This window comes from Streptomyces yerevanensis, assembly GCF_000716805.1.
Taxonomy (GTDB): Bacteria; Actinomycetota; Actinomycetes; order Streptomycetales; family Streptomycetaceae; genus Streptomyces; species Streptomyces flaveus.
Genome location: NZ_JNWJ01000008.1, coordinates 1 through 16,656 on the forward strand (window position 1 = coordinate 1; position 16,656 = coordinate 16,656).

Sequence of the window (16,656 nt, forward strand, 5' to 3'; positions counted from 1 at the left end):
TGCTCGCGCCGTTCCCCGCGCCCCTGGGTGGGGGGTGCGGGGTCGTGGGCCGGTGCGTCAGCCCGTCGCAGGGCGGGCATACGGCCCTGGCCTGGTACAAGGTCCTGGTTCTCCGAGACCGAACCTAAGCGACGGGCATACGACGCACCGGCCCACGCCCCCTCCCGCCGGCGGGCAAGTGACGGGTCCGTCGGGGTGCGGGCTTTTCCGGGACGTCAGGGCAGGCGCAGGCTTTTTAGGGGCGCGGGGCTGTATCAATGTGCGGCTCCGCCGCGCGGGCGCGACCAGCCACGACGCACCCGCAGCCGCCACACGCAGTGTCACCCACCACCCCCTGGGGGGGGCCTGGGGCGCAGCCCCCCCCCACGCGGCGGAGCCGCAAATTGATACAGCCGGGAAGGGGCGGGGCTGGGGAAAGGAACCGTCCGGGCGCACCGCCGCCTGCTACGTATCTCTGGCCGACCTAGATCACCCCGTGTTACGAAGAGGCATGCGTGCACTCAAGGGACACGAGGAATTCGACGCCGTGATCGTCGGCGGCGGCCACAACGGTCTGGTCGCCGCCGCCTACCTGGCCCGCGCGGGGAAGTCCGTACTGCTACTGGAACGGCTGGGAAACACCGGGGGCGCCGCCGTGTCCAGCCGGCCGTTCGCCGGGCTCGACGCACGCCTGTCCCGGTACTCGTACCTGGTCAGCCTGCTGCCCCGGAAGATCGTGCGGGATCTCGGCCTCGACTTCCGGGTGCGCGGCCGCACCGTGTCCTCGTACACGCCCGCCGAACGCGAAGGACGGCCGACCGGACTGCTCGTCGGCGGCGGCGAACGGCGCACCCGTGAGGCCTTCGCTCGGCTCACCGGTTCGGACCGCGAGTACCGGGCCTGGCGGCGCTTCTACGCCATGACCGGCCGCGTCGCCAAGCAGGTCTTCCCCACCCTCACCGAACCGCTGCCCACGCGCGACGAACTCAGCCGCCGCATCGACGACGCGGAGGCCTGGCGGACCCTCTTCGAGGAACCGATCGGCGTGGCCGTCGAGGAGACCTTCGCCGACGATCTCGTACGCGGCGTCGTGCTCACCGACGCGCTCATCGGCACCTTCGCGGACGCCCACGATCCCTCCCTGCGGCAGAACCGATGCTTCCTCTACCACGTGATCGGCGGCGGCACGGGCGACTGGGACGTACCGGTCGGCGGCATGGGCGCCCTCACCGACGTGCTGGCCGGAGCCGCCCGCGCGGCGGGTGCCGTGATCGCGACCGGGCACGACGTGGTCCGGGTCGAGAGCGATGGACACGCCGCCGAGGTCACGTACCGGACCGAGGACGCGGAAGGAGTCGTCGCGGCCCGGCACGTCCTCGTGAACGCCTCGCCCCAGGAACTCGCGAACCTCACAGGGGAGGAGCCGCCCGCCCCCGCCGAGGGCGCCCAGCTCAAGGTGAACATGCTGCTCAAGCGACTGCCGAGGCTCCGCGACCCCTCCGTAGATCCACGCGAGGCGTTCTCCGGGACCTTCCACATCGCCGAGGGATACGAGCAGTTGGCGACCGCACACGCACAGGCCGCGTCCGGCGAGCTGCCCGCCGCGCCGCCCTCCGAGATCTACTGCCACTCCCTCACGGACCCCACGATCCTGGGCCCAGACCTCGTCCAGCGGGGCTATCAGACCCTCACCCTCTTCGGCCTGCACACTCCGGCCCGGCTCTTCGCCCACGACAACGACGCCGTACGCGAGGAACTGCTCAAGTCGACCCTCGCCCAACTGGACGCCCACCTGGCCGAACCGCTCGCCGACTGCCTGGCCACGGACGCCGACGGCCGGCCCTGTATCGAGGCGAAGACCCCCCTCGACCTGGAACGCGACCTGAGGCTGCCCGGCGGCAACATCTTCCACCGCGACCTCGCCTTCCCCTACGCCCAGGAAGGCACCGGCCGCTGGGGCGTGGAGACCCGGCACGCGAACATCCTGCTGTGCGGCGCGGGCGCCGTGCGCGGCGGCGGGGTGAGCGGGGTGCCGGGGCACAACGCGGCGATGGCGGTGCTGGAGGGTCAGTAGCGGGGGCGGGGGCTTCTGATCAGTTGTCGGACGGCGTCCAGCCTGCCGCCTCGATGCGGGCCGCGTCCGCCGGTCTGGACTCGTCGAAGACGACGCGGTCGCCGGCCTCGATGCGCAGAGCGTCCACATAGGCGCCGCGGCCGACGTAGAGCTGGTCCGTCGTGTACCGCCACCGCAGCAGGACCTGTGGGGCCGCGGCGAGGTCCGCGGTGAGCCGGTGCCAGGCCCGGCCCGACCAGCCGGTCACCGAACCCGCCGGATGCTCCTGTGCCTCCTCGCCTTGGCGCCGCGTCGTGAACGGCACCGGCTGCCACGTCGTGCCGCCGTCCGCCGAGGACTCCAGGAACAGGGCGTCGGAGCGGGGTTCGGTGTCCCACCACAGGGCGCAGCGCAGCCGCCCGCCTGCGGGGACGGCGAGCGCGGGGAGCGTCAGCGTCGCGGACGTCGCGGTGGCCATGCCGGAGAACCAGGCCGTACGCCCTCGCGCGGGCCGGACCGGGACGGCACGCGCCAGGTTGTTCGCGGTGGCGACCCGGGGTGCGGAGCCGGATCGCCAACTGCGTACGGGGTGAACGGAGTTGCCGAGCGCGATCAGGAAGGAGTCGGTCGTCGGGTCGAGGACCATCGAGGTGCCGGTGAAACCGGTGTGCCCTGCGGTGCGAGGGGTGGCCATCGCGCCCATGTACCAGTGCTGGTAGAGCTCGAAGCCGAGGCCGTGCTCGTCGCCGGGGAACGCGGTGTTGAAGTCGGTGAACATCAGCTCCACCGACTCGGGCTCCAGGATCCGGGCCCTGCCGTACGAGCCGCCGTTGAGGAGCGTACGGCCGAGGACCGCGAGGTCCCAGGCGTTGGAGAAGACGCCGGCGTGGCCCGCGACCCCACCCAGGCTGTATGCGTTCTCGTCGTGCACCTCGCCCCACACCAGGCCGCGGTCGATCCCGGACCAGGGCTTGCGGGCGTCCTCCGTGGCGGCGATCTTCGGCTTCCAGGAGGCGGGCGGGCTGTAGCGAGTGCGGTGCATCCCGAGTGGAGCGGTGATCTCGCTCCGGAGCAGTGCATCCAGAGGATGACCGGTGATCTCCTCCAGGACCAGCTGGAGTGAGATCAGATTGAGGTCCGAGTAGAGGTACTTGGTGCCCGGCGGGTCGACCGGCGCCTCGTTCCAGATGAGTTGGAGCTTCTCCTCGTACGTCGGTGCGTTGTAGAGCGGGATCCAGGCGCGGAACCCGGAGGTGTGCGTGAGGAGCTGACGGGTTGTGATGTCCTGCTTGCCCGCGCCCCCGAACTCCGGCAGATACGAGGCGACCTTCCCCTCCAGCTCCAGAGCGCCCCGCTCGATCTGCTGCACGGCCAGGATCGAGGTGAACAGCTTCGAGACCGAGGCGAGGTCGAAGACCGTGTCCTCGGCCATCGGGATCTGCTGCTTGGCGGGGAACTCCACGCCGGTGTCGGTCTTCTCGTCGTACGCGGAGTAGCGCACAGCCTTGCCGATCGGCTGATGCAGGGCGACCGTGCCGCCACGTCCGGCGAGTAAGACGGCACCCGCGTACCAGGGGTACTTGGGGGAGGGGCCGAGGAACCTCTCGGCGTCCGCGACGAGTTGGCGCAGATGCCCGGCGAGCAGGCCCGCCTGCTCGGGGGTTCCGGGCCGCAGGGTGGGCCGGCCGTGCTGGGGCGCGGCGGAGGCGGGGCCCGCCGGGAAGGGTACGAGGGCCAGTGCGCCGCCCAACGCCAGGGTTTTTCCGAGGAGTTGGCGACGGGTCAGTCCGTCGCTGCCGGCTCTACCTGCTCTGCCCGCTGCGCCTTCGGTCATCGAGAAGCCTCCCGTAGCGAGTCGTCGCCGCTGAGAAGTATCTTGCCCCGCTCGAGGGAGAACCGACGTACCTCGCAGAAATCTGACGGCGCATCAGAAAAGGTCTTCCCTCGTCCACAGGACTGCGGCATCCTGCGGCCATGCAGACGGAGCTGAGTAAGAAACTGGGAGTCGAGCACGCCATTTTCGGCTTCACGCCGTTCCCCGCCGTCGCCGCGGCCATCAGCCGGGCCGGCGGTTTCGGTGTGCTCGGCGCGGTCCGCTATACCGCCCCCGACGACCTCAAACGCGACCTCGACTGGGTAGAGAAACACGTCGACGGCATGCCGTACGGCCTGGATGTCGTCATGCCCGCCAAGAAGGTCGAAGGCGTGACCGAGGCCGATGTCGAGGCGATGATCCCCGAGGCGCACCGGCAGTACGTCAAGGACACGCTGGCCAAGTACGGCGTGCCGGAACTCGCCGAGGGCGAGGCGTCCGGCTGGCGTATCACCGGCTGGATGGAGCAGGTGGCCCGCAACCAGCTCGACGTCGCCTTCGACTATCCGATCAAGTTGCTGGCCAACGCGCTCGGTTCACCGCCCGCCGACGTCATCGCGCGCGCTCACGACCAGAGCGTGCTCGTCGCCGCGCTCGCGGGCAGCGCCCGGCACGCTCGTAAGCATGCGGAGGCGGGCATCGACATCGTCGTCGCCCAGGGCTACGAGGCGGGCGGGCACACCGGTGAGATCGCGTCGATGGTGCTCACGCCCGAAGTCGTGGACGCCGTCGATCCGTTGCCCGTACTGGCGGCCGGCGGCATCGGCAGCGGACAGCAGGTGGCAGCCGCGCTCGCTCTCGGCGCCCAGGGGGCGTGGCTCGGCTCCCTGTGGCTGACCACCACCGAGGCCGACATGCACTCGCGGGCCGTGACCCGGAAACTTCTCGCCGCCGGATCCGGCGACACGGTCCGCTCGCGTGCGCTCACCGGGAAACCCGCACGGCAGCTGCGTACCGAATGGACCGACGCCTGGGACGACCCGAACGGGCCCGGAACGCTTCCCATGCCGCTCCAGGGCCTGCTCGTCGCCGAGGCGGTCTCGCGGATCCAGAAGTACGAGGTGGAGCCGCTGCTCGGCACGCCCGTCGGGCAGATCGTCGGCCGGATGAACAGCGAGCGCAGTGTCCAGGCCGTCTTCGACGACCTCACCCGCGGCTTCGAGCGGGCCGTCGACCGAATCAACCGGATCGCTGGAAGGAGCGAGGAGTGACCCAGGCCCCCCATGCTTCCGCCAACGGCTTCTGGGCCCAGGCAGCCGCAGACCCAGAGCGTACGGTCCTGATCGCCCCCGACGGGGAGAAGTGGACCGCCGGACGGCTGCACGCCGAGACCAACCGCCTCGTCCACGGGCTGCGTGCCGCCGGGCTCGAACGCGGCGACGCCTTCGCGGTCGTGCTGCCCAACAGTGTCGAGTTCTTCACCGCGTACCTCGCCGCCGCGCAGGCGGGCTTCTACCTCGTCCCCGTCAACCACCACCTCGTCGGCCCCGAGATCGCCTGGATCGTCTCCGACTCCGGGGCCAAGGTGCTCATCGCGCACGAACGGTTCGCGGACGCCGCACGGCACGCCGCCGACGAGGCGAAGCTGCCGCAGGGGCGGCGGTACGCGGTCGGCGCGGTCGAGGGCTTCCGGCCGTACGCCCAACTCACCGACGGACAGCCCGAGTCGGCGCCCGGCGACCGCACCCTCGGCTGGGTCATGAACTACACCTCGGGCACCACGGGCCGCCCTCGCGGCATCCGGCGCCCCCTGTCCGGCAAGCTCCCCGAGGAGTCGTACCTCGGCGGCTTCCTCGGCATCTTCGGGATCAAACCCTTCGACGACAACGTGCACCTCGTCTGCTCGCCGCTCTACCACACGGCCGTGCTCCAGTTCGCGGGCGCGTCCCTGCACATCGGCCACCGCCTCGTCCTGATGGACAAGTGGACGCCCGAAGAGATGCTGCGCCTCATCGACACCCACCGGTGCACGCATACGCACATGGTCCCGACCCAGTTCCACCGCCTGCTGGCGCTGCCCGACGAGGTGCGGGCCCGCTACGACGTCTCCTCCATGCGGCATGCCATCCATGGCGCCGCCCCCTGCCCCGACCATGTGAAACGGGCCATGATCGACTGGTGGGGCAACTGCGTCGAGGAGTACTACGCGGCCAGCGAGGGCGGCGGAGCCTTCGCGACCGCCGAGGACTGGCTGAAGAAGCCCGGCACGGTCGGCAAGGCCTGGCCCATCAGCGAACTCGCCGTCTTCGACGAAGACGGGAACAAGCTGCCGCCCGGTGAACTCGGCACCGTCTACATGAAGATGAGCACGGGCGGATTCTCGTACCACAAGGACGAGACCAAGACGAAGAAGAACCGCATCGGCGACTTCTTCACCGTCGGCGACCTCGGCTATCTCGACGAGGACGGCTATCTCTTCCTCCGCGACCGCAAGATCGACCTGATCATCTCGGGTGGCGTCAACATCTACCCGGCCGAGATCGAGTCCGCGCTGCTCACCCACCCCGCCGTCGCCGACGCCGCCGCGTTCGGCATCCCGCACGACGACTGGGGCGAGCAGGTCAAGGCCGTCGTCGAGCCCGCCCCCGGCTTCACACCGGGCGAGGCACTGGCCGCCGAGATCCTCGGCCACTGCGAACGGCAACTGGCCGGCTACAAACGGCCCAAGAGCGTCGACTTCATCGAGACGATGCCACGCGACCCGAACGGGAAACTGTACAAGCGACGGCTGCGGGAGCCGTACTGGGAGGGGCGCACGCGGCCCGTCTAGTGCTTTGACCGGGAAGGTTCGCCGGAGTGGGCGCGGTGGTGAGGGCGGGGCGGCCGCCCCTGCGGAGGCCTCTCTCGCTGCGGGTACGGGCCCGCCCTACCCACTGTGCGACCGACTCGCCAGAATTCTGTTCACGGATCGAGTGCGCAAGGTGGTCCTGCGGCGGTTCTGCGAGCGACTGGCGCGGTTGCGGGGGAGGCGGAGAGCATGGGCAAGTGAGTCGTGATCGTTCAGTGGGGTGACTACCAGCACGAGATCAACCGCGAGGCGGAGAACAAGGATCAGGCACTGGAGGAGCTCCGCGCCGCCGCCCAGACGTATCTGCCGATGCCTGGGATCAAGGAGAAGTGGCGCCGGGTGTACCGGTACGCCGACCGCGAGTCGTACTTTGTGCTGATCAAGGGGGCAACGACGCTGTGGCGCTGCACCCTGCGTCTCGCGGAGCTGGTCTCGGACTCGACCGATCCGGCTGTGGCCAGCAAGGCGCAGGCGGAGGACGCGGCGGCGGAAATGGCTGCCGGGCCGCAGGACCGGGTCCCGCCCGGCTTTGGCTAGTGCTGTGACCGCATGCGAACCCATGCGGTCACAGCACTAGGGGAACACCGTGGTGGTCAACACCACGGCGGCGACCACCACGAGGGCCACGCCAAGCAGCAGGTTCGCCACACCCTTAGGGATGTTGTTGTCCACCATGCCGCCGGACACGGTGAACAACAGCCAGCAACCCCACCACACCTCCAGAGCGCCGAAGAGCAGCAGACCGGACACAGCTGCGGCCGCGTCCCAGTTGTCGTGGATGGCTGTCGCGTACGAGGTGTTTCGGGCGATCACCACTCCGAGCTGCGGCAGGATGAGACTGGCCAGCGCGGCAACGCCAGCGAACAACAGCAGTCGCCTGACCAGCAACAACAGGGAATTCACCAGAGACCTCCGCGTTCCTCGACAGAGAACTGGGCCAGGCGGTCGCGGGCGTCCCGCACCCGGTGCGCCGGCCAGCGTTCCCGATTCGCCAGGTGGACGAGCACTTCTCGCAACGTGTCCACCATTTCGTTCAGTTCCGCGAGCTGTCGCTCACGCGTCCGTACGACGGGGCGTATCGCCCACAGCTCTGCCACCGCGCACAGCACTCCGGCCGCCATGAGTACTGCCACCAGAGCCGCGCGGCGCGCGTCGGTGACAAGAAGGACGAGTGCCGGAACCAGTACCACCGCGGCCTGGAGGCAGCGCAGCGTCAGTTGTCGGCGACCGCCACGGCGTACGGACGCAAGTAGACGCTCCGCTTTCTGCAGCAGGGCCTCGAACTCCTGGCCGTTCTGGGCAGCACGGTCCCCGGAGGAGAGAGGGGGCTTGGACTTCGGGGTACCGCCGGGTTCGTCGCGGCGGCGGAAGCCCCGGATCACAGTAGTTCCTTCAGCGTCCGGTAGAAGTGGTCGAGCAGCGCGCCAACGCCCGTGCTGTCCAGTTGGCTCAGGCGCGGCCGAAGCGAGTCGCTGAAGCTGTGCCGCAGCAGTTGGGAACTGATCGGGACGACGGCGATCCGTATGTCGTTGTGGTCGGCCAGGTCACGAAGTGCCGTGGAGAACCCGGACTCGGCAGTTGGCGGCTGCGCGGCGGCGTCGAAGCCGGGAACGTAGTAGTCCCGCGCGTCCTCGATGCGATCCCAGAACAGGTCGGCCTTCGACACCGCGACGATCATCCAGCGCAGGCTCCGCTGGGCGGCGCGGGTCTCGTTGATGCGCTCGCACAGCGTCTCGAAGTCGGCGAGCTCCTTCTCCAGGTGCCAGGCCCGGATCGCCTCCGGTGTGAGGGCGCCGGAGCCGGCGCGCGCTGCCCGCTCCATCAGGTTCTGGTTGGAGCGGTTCCACACCTTATTGTGACCCCAGCAGACCACGTGGATGATGCCCTTAGGTGACGTGTACTCGCTGAGGATGCGAGTCATTGCCCGGTCCCGCTCCTGTGCCACCTGCCCCGGCACCACTAGGGCGGAGACCCTGATCCGCAGTGACCCCAGAATGAGGTTGCGATGTCCCAACTCGGGGACGAGGCTCTTCTTCGTCTCCTCGCCGCCCAGCCGGACGCCGCCCTCCGAAAGGGCCTGGAACAGCATCGTCTTGCCCGCGCCGGGTTCACCGGTGAAGGCGATGGTGTGCCGGACGAGACCCGGGCCCGCCCTGCCCGCCCGGGCGTGGGAACCGCGCCGTGCCGGAGCGTCGACCGCACGAATTGCCGCGTCCCAACCTGCCCGGACATCATCCCAGTTGTCGGACATTCAGCCCCGTCCCCCGTGGCCTGATGCGTCGTTGCCTGCAACATCATAGCGACGTGACCGAGCCGGGCTGGACGAAAAGTGGCGGTACGCCAGGCGTTCACCGGCAGCCTGCTGCGGGTTGGCCCACGAGGCGTAGGTCGGGGTGAAGCACAACTCGACTTTGTTCTTCTTCCGCCCAGCGGCGGATCTTGTCACCGGTGTGGGCGGAGAGGTTATCCATGATCACGTAGATCGGTGCGCCGTCGGGCCGTCAGAGCACCAGGTGAGGTGGTGGGCGGACTTCACCCGTTTGCCGCCCTGTACGCCCGTCACCGCCACGCCCGGAGTTGACCCGCTCGCGCCGCCGAACGAGGATCGCGCCAGGGCAGCGGCGGGACGAAGGAGCGGGCATGACGGAGACGGTGGGACCCAACGTGACGGTCGACGGGGTGCTGCGGCGCAGTGCCCGCCGTACCCCTGCCCGCATCGCGGTCAACTACGACGAACGGACCTGGACCTACGAGGAGTTGGACGACGCCGTCTCCCGCGCCGCCCGGGTGTTGCGCGACACGGGCCTCGCCCCCGGCGACCGGGTCGGCGCCTATGGCCACAACTCGGACGCGTACCTGATCGGCTTCCTGGCCTGTGCGCGGGCCGGTCTGGTGCACGTACCGGTCAACCAGAACCTGACCGGTGACGACCTCGCGTACATCGTCGGCCAGTCCGGCAGCACGCTGGTGATGGCCGACCCGGACCTTGCCGGTCAACTCCCGGACGGAGTACGGGTGTTGCCGCTGCGCGACGCCGACGACTCGCTGCTCGCGCGGCTGGCCTCGACGCCGCCGTACGACGGTGAGGAGCCGCGTACCGAGGACTTGGTGCAGTTGCTCTACACCTCGGGCACCACGGCCGCGCCGAAGGGCGCGATGATGACGCACCGCTCCCTCGTGCACGAGTACCTGAGCGCGATCGCCGCCCTCGACCTGAGCGCCGGCGACCTGCCCGTGCACTCGCTGCCGCTCTATCACTCGGCACAGATGCATGTGTTCCTGCTGCCGTATCTCGCGGTCGGCGCCGTGAACACCATCCTCGACGCGCCCGACGCCGAGAAGATCTTCGACCTGATCGAGACCGGTCGCGCGGACAGCCTGTTCGCCCCGCCCACCGTGTGGATCGGGCTGTCGAACCGCCCCGACTTCGCCACCCGCGACCTGAGCGGGCTGCGCAAGGCGTACTACGGGGCGTCGATCATGCCCGTGCCCGTACTGGAACGCCTGAAGGAGCGGCTGCCGAAGCTGGCCTTCTTCAACTGCTTCGGGCAGAGCGAGATCGGCCCGCTGGCCATGGTTCTCGGGCCGCACGAGCACAAGGGACGGATGGATTCCTGTGGGCGCCCGGTGCTGTTCGTCGAGGCGCGGCTCGTGGACGAGTCCGGCAAGGACGTGCCGGACGGGGAGCGGGGCGAGATCGTCTATCGATCGACGCAGCTGTGCGAGGGCTACTGGGACAAGCCCGAGGAGACGGCCGGGGCCTTCCGTGACGGCTGGTTCCACTCCGGGGACCTCGCTGTGCGCGACGCCCATGGGTACTTCACCGTGGTCGACCGGGTGAAGGACGTGATCAACTCCGGTGGTGTTCTGGTTGCTTCGCGCCAGGTCGAGGACGTGCTCTACACGCATGACGCGGTGGCCGAGGTCGCGGTGATCGGGCTGCCGGACGAGCGCTGGATCGAGGCCGTGACCGCGGTGGTCGTCCGCCGGGGCGAGGCGACGGAGGAGGAGCTTCTCGCGTACGCCCGTGAGAAGCTCGCCGGCTTCAAGGCGCCGAAACGGGTCCTGTTCGTGGACGAGCTGCCGCGCAACGCGAGCGGCAAGATCCTCAAGCGCGAGCTGCGGGGCCGCTTCCAGGACTAGGGGGCTGCTGGTGGATCTCCGCGGCGTCGCGACGCCCGGCACGCTCCCCCACTGCCTTAAGGGCGTGGGAGGTGCCCCCACTCGCCGCACCGGCCGAAAGCCAAAGTACGTCCAGTACGAGGACTTCCGGCCGGCACGCCGAGAGCACGCCCCAGACGCCGCTCCTTCTTCCGCGGAGATCCACCAGCAGCCCCCTCCCGCCCGAACCATCGCCCCAGGTGATTGAACGGTCGAGGCCGACGAGCCGTACCCATATCGGCGGACCCGACCACCCGGGCCCGGTCCGCCGCGCCACCAGCGGGAAACGCACGGAAGGACCTCCGGGTTGTCGAGCACCACGAACTCACCTCAGCTGCCGGACACGGACCGGACAACCCCGGACAAGGACGAGACGCCGGAGGTTCCACCGGCGGACACGCCTGATGACGCCGTTGCCGAGGTTTCTGGGCAGGACGGCGAGGCCGACGAAAGCCCCGCCGCCACGCAGACCACCACCGAAGCCCCCGCTGAACCCGCTGAACCCGCTGAAGAGCAAGCCATCGCTGAACCCGCTGAACCTGCTGAAGCCGCCACCGAAGCGAAAGCCCCCACGAGCGACGCCGACGCCCCCACGGATGCCCCGACCGACACCCTGTCCGACGCCCCGGAGGAACCCGCCACCGCCCGCCGCTGGCGGCACAGGCACCCGGTCGCCGCGCGCTACGTGGGCTGGGCGATCACGGCCCTTTCCCTCGGCCTCGTGTGCTTCGCGCTCCTCATGCCGACGTCGATCGAAGCCTTCCGGCCAGGAATCTTCGTACGCATCCCCGTGGAGGCGATCCTCGGCGCCGGCATCCTGATCTTCCTGCCGCGCAAGCCACGCATAGCGGCGGCGGCCCTCGCCGGTCTGGGCCTCGGCGTGATGACCGTGCTGAACCTCCTCGACATCGGCTTCAACATGTTCCTCGGCCGAGGATTCAACGTGGTCCTCGACTGGGTCCTGTTCGACGACACGAAGGCCTATCTCGAGGACTCGGTGGGCAGTGGCGGCACGATCGCCGCCATCATCGGGGTCGTGGCCCTCGTCCTCGTCCTGCTCGCCACGACGACCCTGGCCGTGCTCCGGCTGAGCAACGTACTGGCCCGCGACCGCGACAAGGCCACCCGTACCACCGTGCTGGTCGGAACCGCCTGGGTCACCTGCGCGGCGCTCGGCCTCCAGCTCGCCGGCACGCCGCTCGCCGCCAGAAGCACGGTCGCCCTGGCCGAAGACCGTGTGAAGCGGGTGCGCGCCACCATCAAGGACGAGGCGGCGTTCGCCAAGGAGGCCAAGAAGGACAAGTTCGGCAACACCTCGGGCGACCAGCTGCTCACCGATCTGCGCGGCAAGGACGTCATCTTCACCTTCATCGAGAGCTACGGCCGCAGCGCCATCGAGGACGAGGACATCGCACCGGGCGTCAACGCGACCCTCACCGCCAAGAACGAGGAGCTGACCCGGGCCGGGTTCGCCGCCAAGAGTGGGTGGCTCACCTCTTCGACGTATGGCGGCAACAGTTGGCTCGGCCACTCCACGTTCCTGTCAGGCCTGTGGATCAACAACCAGAACCGCTACCGCGTCGTCACCGCGGGTGAACACCTGACCCTGACGGGCGCCTTCCAGCGCACCGGCGACTGGCGGACGGTGGGTGTCATGCCGGGCGTCCAGAAGAACTGGCCGGAGGGCAAGTTCTATGGCCTCGACCAGGTCTACGACTCCCGGGACCTCGGCTACAAGGGCCCCAAGTTCAGCTGGTCGACGATGCCCGACCAGTACGCCCTGAAGGCCTTCGAGCAGCTGGAGCACGGCAAGAAGCAGGACAAGCCGCTGATGTCGCAGATCATCCTGACCTCCAGCCACCAACCCTGGGCGCCCCTGCCCAAGACGGTTCCCTGGGACCAGGTCGGCGACGGCTCCGTCTACAAGGACATCCAGAAGGCCGGCAAGAAGCCCGGGGACGTCTTCTACGACTCCGAGAAGGCGACGGAGGAGTACGGCAAGTCCATCCAGTACTCCGTGACCAGCCTCATCGACTACGTGACGAAGTACGGCAGCAAGGACACCGTGCTCGTCTTCCTCGGTGACCACCAGCCGATGGCCAAGGTCAGCGGCAGCAAAGCCAGCCGGGACGTGCCGATCTCGATCGTCGCCCAGGACAAGTCCGTACTCGACAAGATCGACGACTGGAACTGGACGGACGGCCTCAAGCCCGACTCGGACGCCCCGGTCTGGCGGATGGACTCCTTCCGCGACCGCTTCCTGACCGCGTACGGCTCACAGCCCAATCCCTCCAATTGACTTCCGCTCCCCGGGCTAGAGCCCGGGGATTCCTACCACGGTCGGCTGACCGTCTCGGTGGGTTCCTGCTTCACCGCGCTGGGCCGGTACGAATTAGACCTGGTAGCGGGCCGGTCAGACCCGGTCAGACAGGGCCTTGAGTTGCTAGTGCTGTCCGTGGCGCCCGGGGGCGCGGACCGTCTTACGAATCCCTGACGCGCTCCCGGGCGGCCGGATCAGATGCCTTCCCGCACCTACGATCGCAGCGTGTCGACCCTTCGGAACATCATCCTCGTCATCGCCGCACCCCTGATCCTGGCCGCAGCCGGCCTCACGCATCCCAGCGGGCTCTCCAGGTCGACGGCCGAGCACTGGGCGGATATGCACATCATGCTGCTGCCGGTCTTTCCGCTGCTCGCGGTCGGCCTCCTCGTCCCCCTGTGGCGACGGCCCGGACGCGACCTCGCGGGCTTCGCCACCGTCGTGGCCTGGGTGGGTTCCTTCGTCTACGCGGCCTTCTACACCGGGCTCGACGCGGTCGCCGGCATCGGGGCGGGAACCGCGGTCGAGCACGCCGCCGCGGGAGCGAGTCCGGGACCGCTGAAGCGACCCCTCTACGACGTGGGCGAGGCGCTCGGGCAAGCGGGCGCCTACGCCCTCATCTGTGCTGTTGTGGCCACGGCCGTCGCCCTGTTCCCGAGGCGCGGCGCGCGCATCCTTCCCGGCATTGCCGTGCTCCTCGTGTCCGGCTGGTCCTTCGTCGACAGCCATATCTTCTGGCCGCGCGGGGTATGGACGATGCTCGGCTTCGCCCTGGGGTTCACGCTGCTCGCGTGGGCGGCACCCTCACCGAAGGCTCAGCGGTTCGCCTCCACCGCCACCGAGCGCGCCCACCGGTAGTCCGCCTTGCCGCTCGGGGAGCGCTGGATGGAGGCTGTGATCACCAGCTGGCGTGGGATCTTGTAGCCGGCGAGACGAGCGCGGCAGTGTGTCTGGATGTCGTCCAGGGACAGTGGCTTCGCCCCGTCGCGGGGTTGCACCACCGCCGCGACATGGTTGCCCCACTTCTCGTCGGGCACTCCGGCCACCAGTGCGTCGTACACGTCCGGGTGGGCCTTGAGGGCCTGCTCGACCTCCTCCGGGTAGACCTTCTCGCCTCCGGTGTTGATGCACTGGGAGCCGCGGCCGAGGACGGTGACGACGCCCTCCTCGTCGACGGTCGCCATGTCGCCGAGGAGGACCCAGCGCTCGCCGTCCTTCTGGAAGAAGGTCTCGGCGGTTTTCCTGGGGTCGTTGTAGTAGCCGAGCGGGACGTGTCCGCGCTGCGCGACGCGGCCCGGTTCACCGACCGCGACCGGCTCGTACGTCGCCGGATCCACCACCTGCGTACGGGAGTTGACGCGCACCCTGAAGCCCTTGTCCGGGCCCGAGTCCTCCGTCGCCGTGCCGTTGAAGCCGGATTCCGAGGAGCCGAAGTTGTTGAGCAGCAGCACGTTCGGCAAGAGTGCCTGGAACTGTTCGCGCACGGTGTCCGACATGATCGCGCCGGAGGACGAGACGCTGAACATGGAGGAGCAGTCGGTGCCCTTCATGGGGCCGTTGAGGGCGTCGATCAGCGGTCGCAGCATCGCGTCGCCGACCAGCGACATGCTGGTGACCTTCTCCTTCTCGATGGTGCGCAGGACTTCCTCGGGCACGAACTTGCGGTGGATCACTACGCGTTGGCCGAAGTTGAAGCCGATGAAGGCGGTGAGGGTCGACGTGCCGTGCATCAGCGGGGCGGCGGGGAGGAAGGTGATCCCGTCACCGCCTGCCGCGACCCGCTCGGCCAGTTCCTCCGGCTTCTTGACCGGCTCTCCGGTCGGGGCGCCGCCGCCCAGGCCCGAGAAGAAGAGGTCCTCCTGACGCCACATCACGCCCTTGGGCATGCCGGTCGTGCCGCCGGTGTAGATGATGAACTGGTCGTCGGCCGAGCGCGGCTCAAAGCCCCGCTCGGCGGACCCGGAGGCCTCGGCCGCCGTGAAGTCCACCGCGGACAGCGGCGGAGCGTCCGGCGCGGGGGTCCCCACCCGCACCAGGTGCCGCAGCTTCTCCGCCCGCGGCAACGCCGCCGCCACCCGCTCGGTGAACTCCGCGTCGAAGACCAGAGCCACCAGATCCGCGTCACGATAGAGGTAGACCAACTCTTCCTCTACGTAGCGGTAGTTGACGTTGACCGGCACGATCCGCGCCTTCAGGCAGCCGAGCACGGTCTGCAGATACTCGACGCTGTTGTAGAGGTGCAGCCCGAGATGCTCGCCGGGGCGTACGCCGCTGTCGATCAGGTGGTGCGCGATGCGGTTGGCCACCGCGTCCAGTTCGGCGTACGTCAGGCGGCGCTCCGCCCCCGTGCCGGGGTGGTCGATGTACACGAGCGCCTCGCGGTCGGGCACCACGTCGACGATCGACTCGAACAGGTCGGCAAGGTTGTACTCCACCGCTCCTCCTGACCCCGGCAAAACGATCGACAAGACGACTGGACGACTAAGAGATGCGCGCGTCCTTCGGTTCGACGGTCATCAGAGCAAAGCCCGCCCCAACTGTGAAGGGTCCGCGCAGAAGAAATCTGACTGCCTGTCAGAAAACCCTTGAACTGCCTCCGCGCCTACTGCAACCTGTTCTCGTCCCGAGACAGGAGGACCGCCATGGGTGGGACGGAACACCTCACCGTGCAGCGCGAAGGCGCCACACTGGTGCTCACGCTCAACAGGCCCGAGGCCAAGAACGCCCTCTCGCTGCCGATGCTGGTCGGCCTGTACGACGGCTGGGTCGAGGCCGACGAGGACGACGCGATCCGCTCGATCGTGTTCACCGGCGCGGGCGGCACGTTCTGCGCGGGCATGGATCTCAAGGCCCTGGCCGGCAAGGGCATGGAAGGGCAGCAGTACCGCGACCGGCTCAAGGCCGACCCCGATCTGCACTGGAAAGCGATGCTGCGCCATCACCGGCCGCGCAAGCCGGTGATCGCCGCGGTTGAGGGCCACTGTGTGGCCGGCGGTACGGAGATGCTTCAGGGGACCGACATCCGGGTCGCGGGGGAGTCCGCCACATTCGGTCTCTTCGAGGTGAAGCGTGGGCTGTTTCCGATCGGTGGCTCGACGGTGCGGCTCCAGCGGCAGATTCCGCGGACGCATGCGCTGGAAATGCTGCTCACCGGGCGGCCGTACTCCGCACGGGAGGCCGCCGACATCGGCCTGATCGGGCATGTCGTCCCCGACGGGACAGCCCTGGAGAAGGCCCTTGCCATCGCCGAGCAGATCAACGCGTGTGGGCCGTTGGCCGTCGAGGCGGTGAAGGCCTCCGTGTACGAGACCGCCGAGATGACCGAGGTCGATGGGCTGGCTGCCGAGCTGAAGCGGGGGTGGCCGATCTTCGATACGGCTGATGCCAAGGAGGGATCGCGTGCCTTCGCCGAGAAACGGCCGCCGGTGTACCGGCGCGAGTAGCTCCGCGAGCAGCTCCGCTGGTCAGGCGGTTCGAAAGCT

Annotated in this window: 13 protein-coding genes and 1 pseudogene; 8 read left to right on the forward strand and 6 right to left on the reverse strand. The window is 69.0% G+C overall.

What is annotated here, in order from left to right; genetic code table 11:
• Positions 1-490 precede the first annotated feature (490 nt).
• Positions 491-2,053 (forward strand): phytoene desaturase family protein, encoded by a 1,563-nt coding sequence (locus OP79_RS09995; protein WP_033319710.1) that lies wholly within the window; start codon positions 491-493, stop codon positions 2,051-2,053.
• A gap of 19 nt (positions 2,054-2,072) precedes the next feature.
• On the opposite strand, the gene OP79_RS10000 is transcribed toward OP79_RS09995, so the two are convergent.
• On the reverse strand, positions 2,073-3,866 hold the full coding sequence (locus OP79_RS10000) for a serine hydrolase domain-containing protein (RefSeq protein ID WP_033319711.1): 1,794 nt from the start codon (positions 3,864-3,866) through the stop codon (positions 2,073-2,075).
• A 140-nt stretch (positions 3,867-4,006) separates the two neighbouring features.
• Here OP79_RS10000 and OP79_RS10005 point away from each other — a divergent pair, with 140 nt between their 5' ends.
• The 3 genes from OP79_RS10005 (at position 4,007) to OP79_RS10015 (ending at position 7,230) form a co-directional block, all read left to right on the forward strand.
• Positions 4,007-5,116 (forward strand): nitronate monooxygenase, encoded by a 1,110-nt coding sequence (locus OP79_RS10005; RefSeq protein ID WP_033319712.1) that lies wholly within the window; start codon positions 4,007-4,009, stop codon positions 5,114-5,116.
• The gene (locus OP79_RS10010; RefSeq protein ID WP_078491698.1) at positions 5,113-6,675 is read left to right on the forward strand and encodes an acyl-CoA synthetase; all 1,563 of its coding nucleotides are present in this window, start codon (positions 5,113-5,115) and stop codon (positions 6,673-6,675) included. Before OP79_RS10005 ends, OP79_RS10010 begins: the two co-directional genes overlap by 4 nt.
• Before the next feature lie 222 nt (positions 6,676-6,897).
• Entirely contained in the window at positions 6,898-7,230 is a 333-nt protein-coding gene (locus OP79_RS10015; RefSeq protein WP_033319713.1) for a hypothetical protein, read from the forward strand.
• Positions 7,231-7,266: 36 nt separating this feature from the next.
• On the opposite strand, the gene OP79_RS10020 is transcribed toward OP79_RS10015, so the two are convergent.
• From OP79_RS10020 to OP79_RS56870, 4 genes and pseudogenes are all read right to left on the reverse strand, one after another.
• On the reverse strand, positions 7,267-7,596 hold the full coding sequence (locus OP79_RS10020; protein WP_033319714.1) for a hypothetical protein: 330 nt from the start codon (positions 7,594-7,596) through the stop codon (positions 7,267-7,269).
• Positions 7,593-8,075: a hypothetical protein gene (locus tag OP79_RS10025; RefSeq protein WP_033319715.1), complete on the reverse strand. Its 483-nt coding sequence runs from the start codon at positions 8,073-8,075 to the stop codon at positions 7,593-7,595. Before OP79_RS10025 ends, OP79_RS10020 begins: the two co-directional genes overlap by 4 nt.
• Positions 8,072-8,944 (reverse strand): hypothetical protein, encoded by an 873-nt coding sequence (locus tag OP79_RS10030; RefSeq protein WP_033319716.1) that lies wholly within the window; start codon positions 8,942-8,944, stop codon positions 8,072-8,074. The genes OP79_RS10025 and OP79_RS10030 overlap by 4 nt, the downstream gene beginning before the upstream one ends.
• A gap of 105 nt (positions 8,945-9,049) precedes the next feature.
• Positions 9,050-9,194 (reverse strand): annotated as a pseudogene (locus OP79_RS56870) (transposase); the annotation flags it as partial.
• A 139-nt stretch (positions 9,195-9,333) separates the two neighbouring features.
• Here OP79_RS56870 and OP79_RS10035 point away from each other — a divergent pair.
• The 3 genes from OP79_RS10035 (at position 9,334) to OP79_RS10045 (ending at position 14,032) form a co-directional block, all read left to right on the forward strand.
• Positions 9,334-10,836, forward strand: a complete 1,503-nt coding sequence (locus OP79_RS10035; RefSeq protein WP_033319717.1) for an acyl-CoA synthetase — start codon at positions 9,334-9,336, stop codon at positions 10,834-10,836.
• Between the two features lie 325 nt (positions 10,837-11,161).
• The gene (locus OP79_RS10040; protein ID WP_106972344.1) at positions 11,162-13,153 is read left to right on the forward strand and encodes a sulfatase-like hydrolase/transferase; all 1,992 of its coding nucleotides are present in this window, start codon (positions 11,162-11,164) and stop codon (positions 13,151-13,153) included.
• Between the two features lie 246 nt (positions 13,154-13,399).
• Positions 13,400-14,032: a hypothetical protein gene (locus tag OP79_RS10045; RefSeq protein WP_157857300.1), complete on the forward strand. Its 633-nt coding sequence runs from the start codon at positions 13,400-13,402 to the stop codon at positions 14,030-14,032.
• Here the strand turns inward: OP79_RS10045 and OP79_RS10050 are convergent.
• Complete coding sequence (locus OP79_RS10050; RefSeq protein ID WP_033319718.1) at positions 13,990-15,609, reverse strand: acyl-CoA synthetase; 1,620 nt, start codon at positions 15,607-15,609, stop codon at positions 13,990-13,992. The genes OP79_RS10045 and OP79_RS10050 overlap by 43 nt on opposite strands.
• 207 nt (positions 15,610-15,816) lie before the next feature.
• Between OP79_RS10050 and OP79_RS10055 the strand changes: the two genes are divergently transcribed.
• Entirely contained in the window at positions 15,817-16,617 is an 801-nt protein-coding gene (locus OP79_RS10055) for a crotonase/enoyl-CoA hydratase family protein (protein ID WP_033319719.1), read from the forward strand.
• Positions 16,618-16,656: the final 39 nt, after the last annotated feature.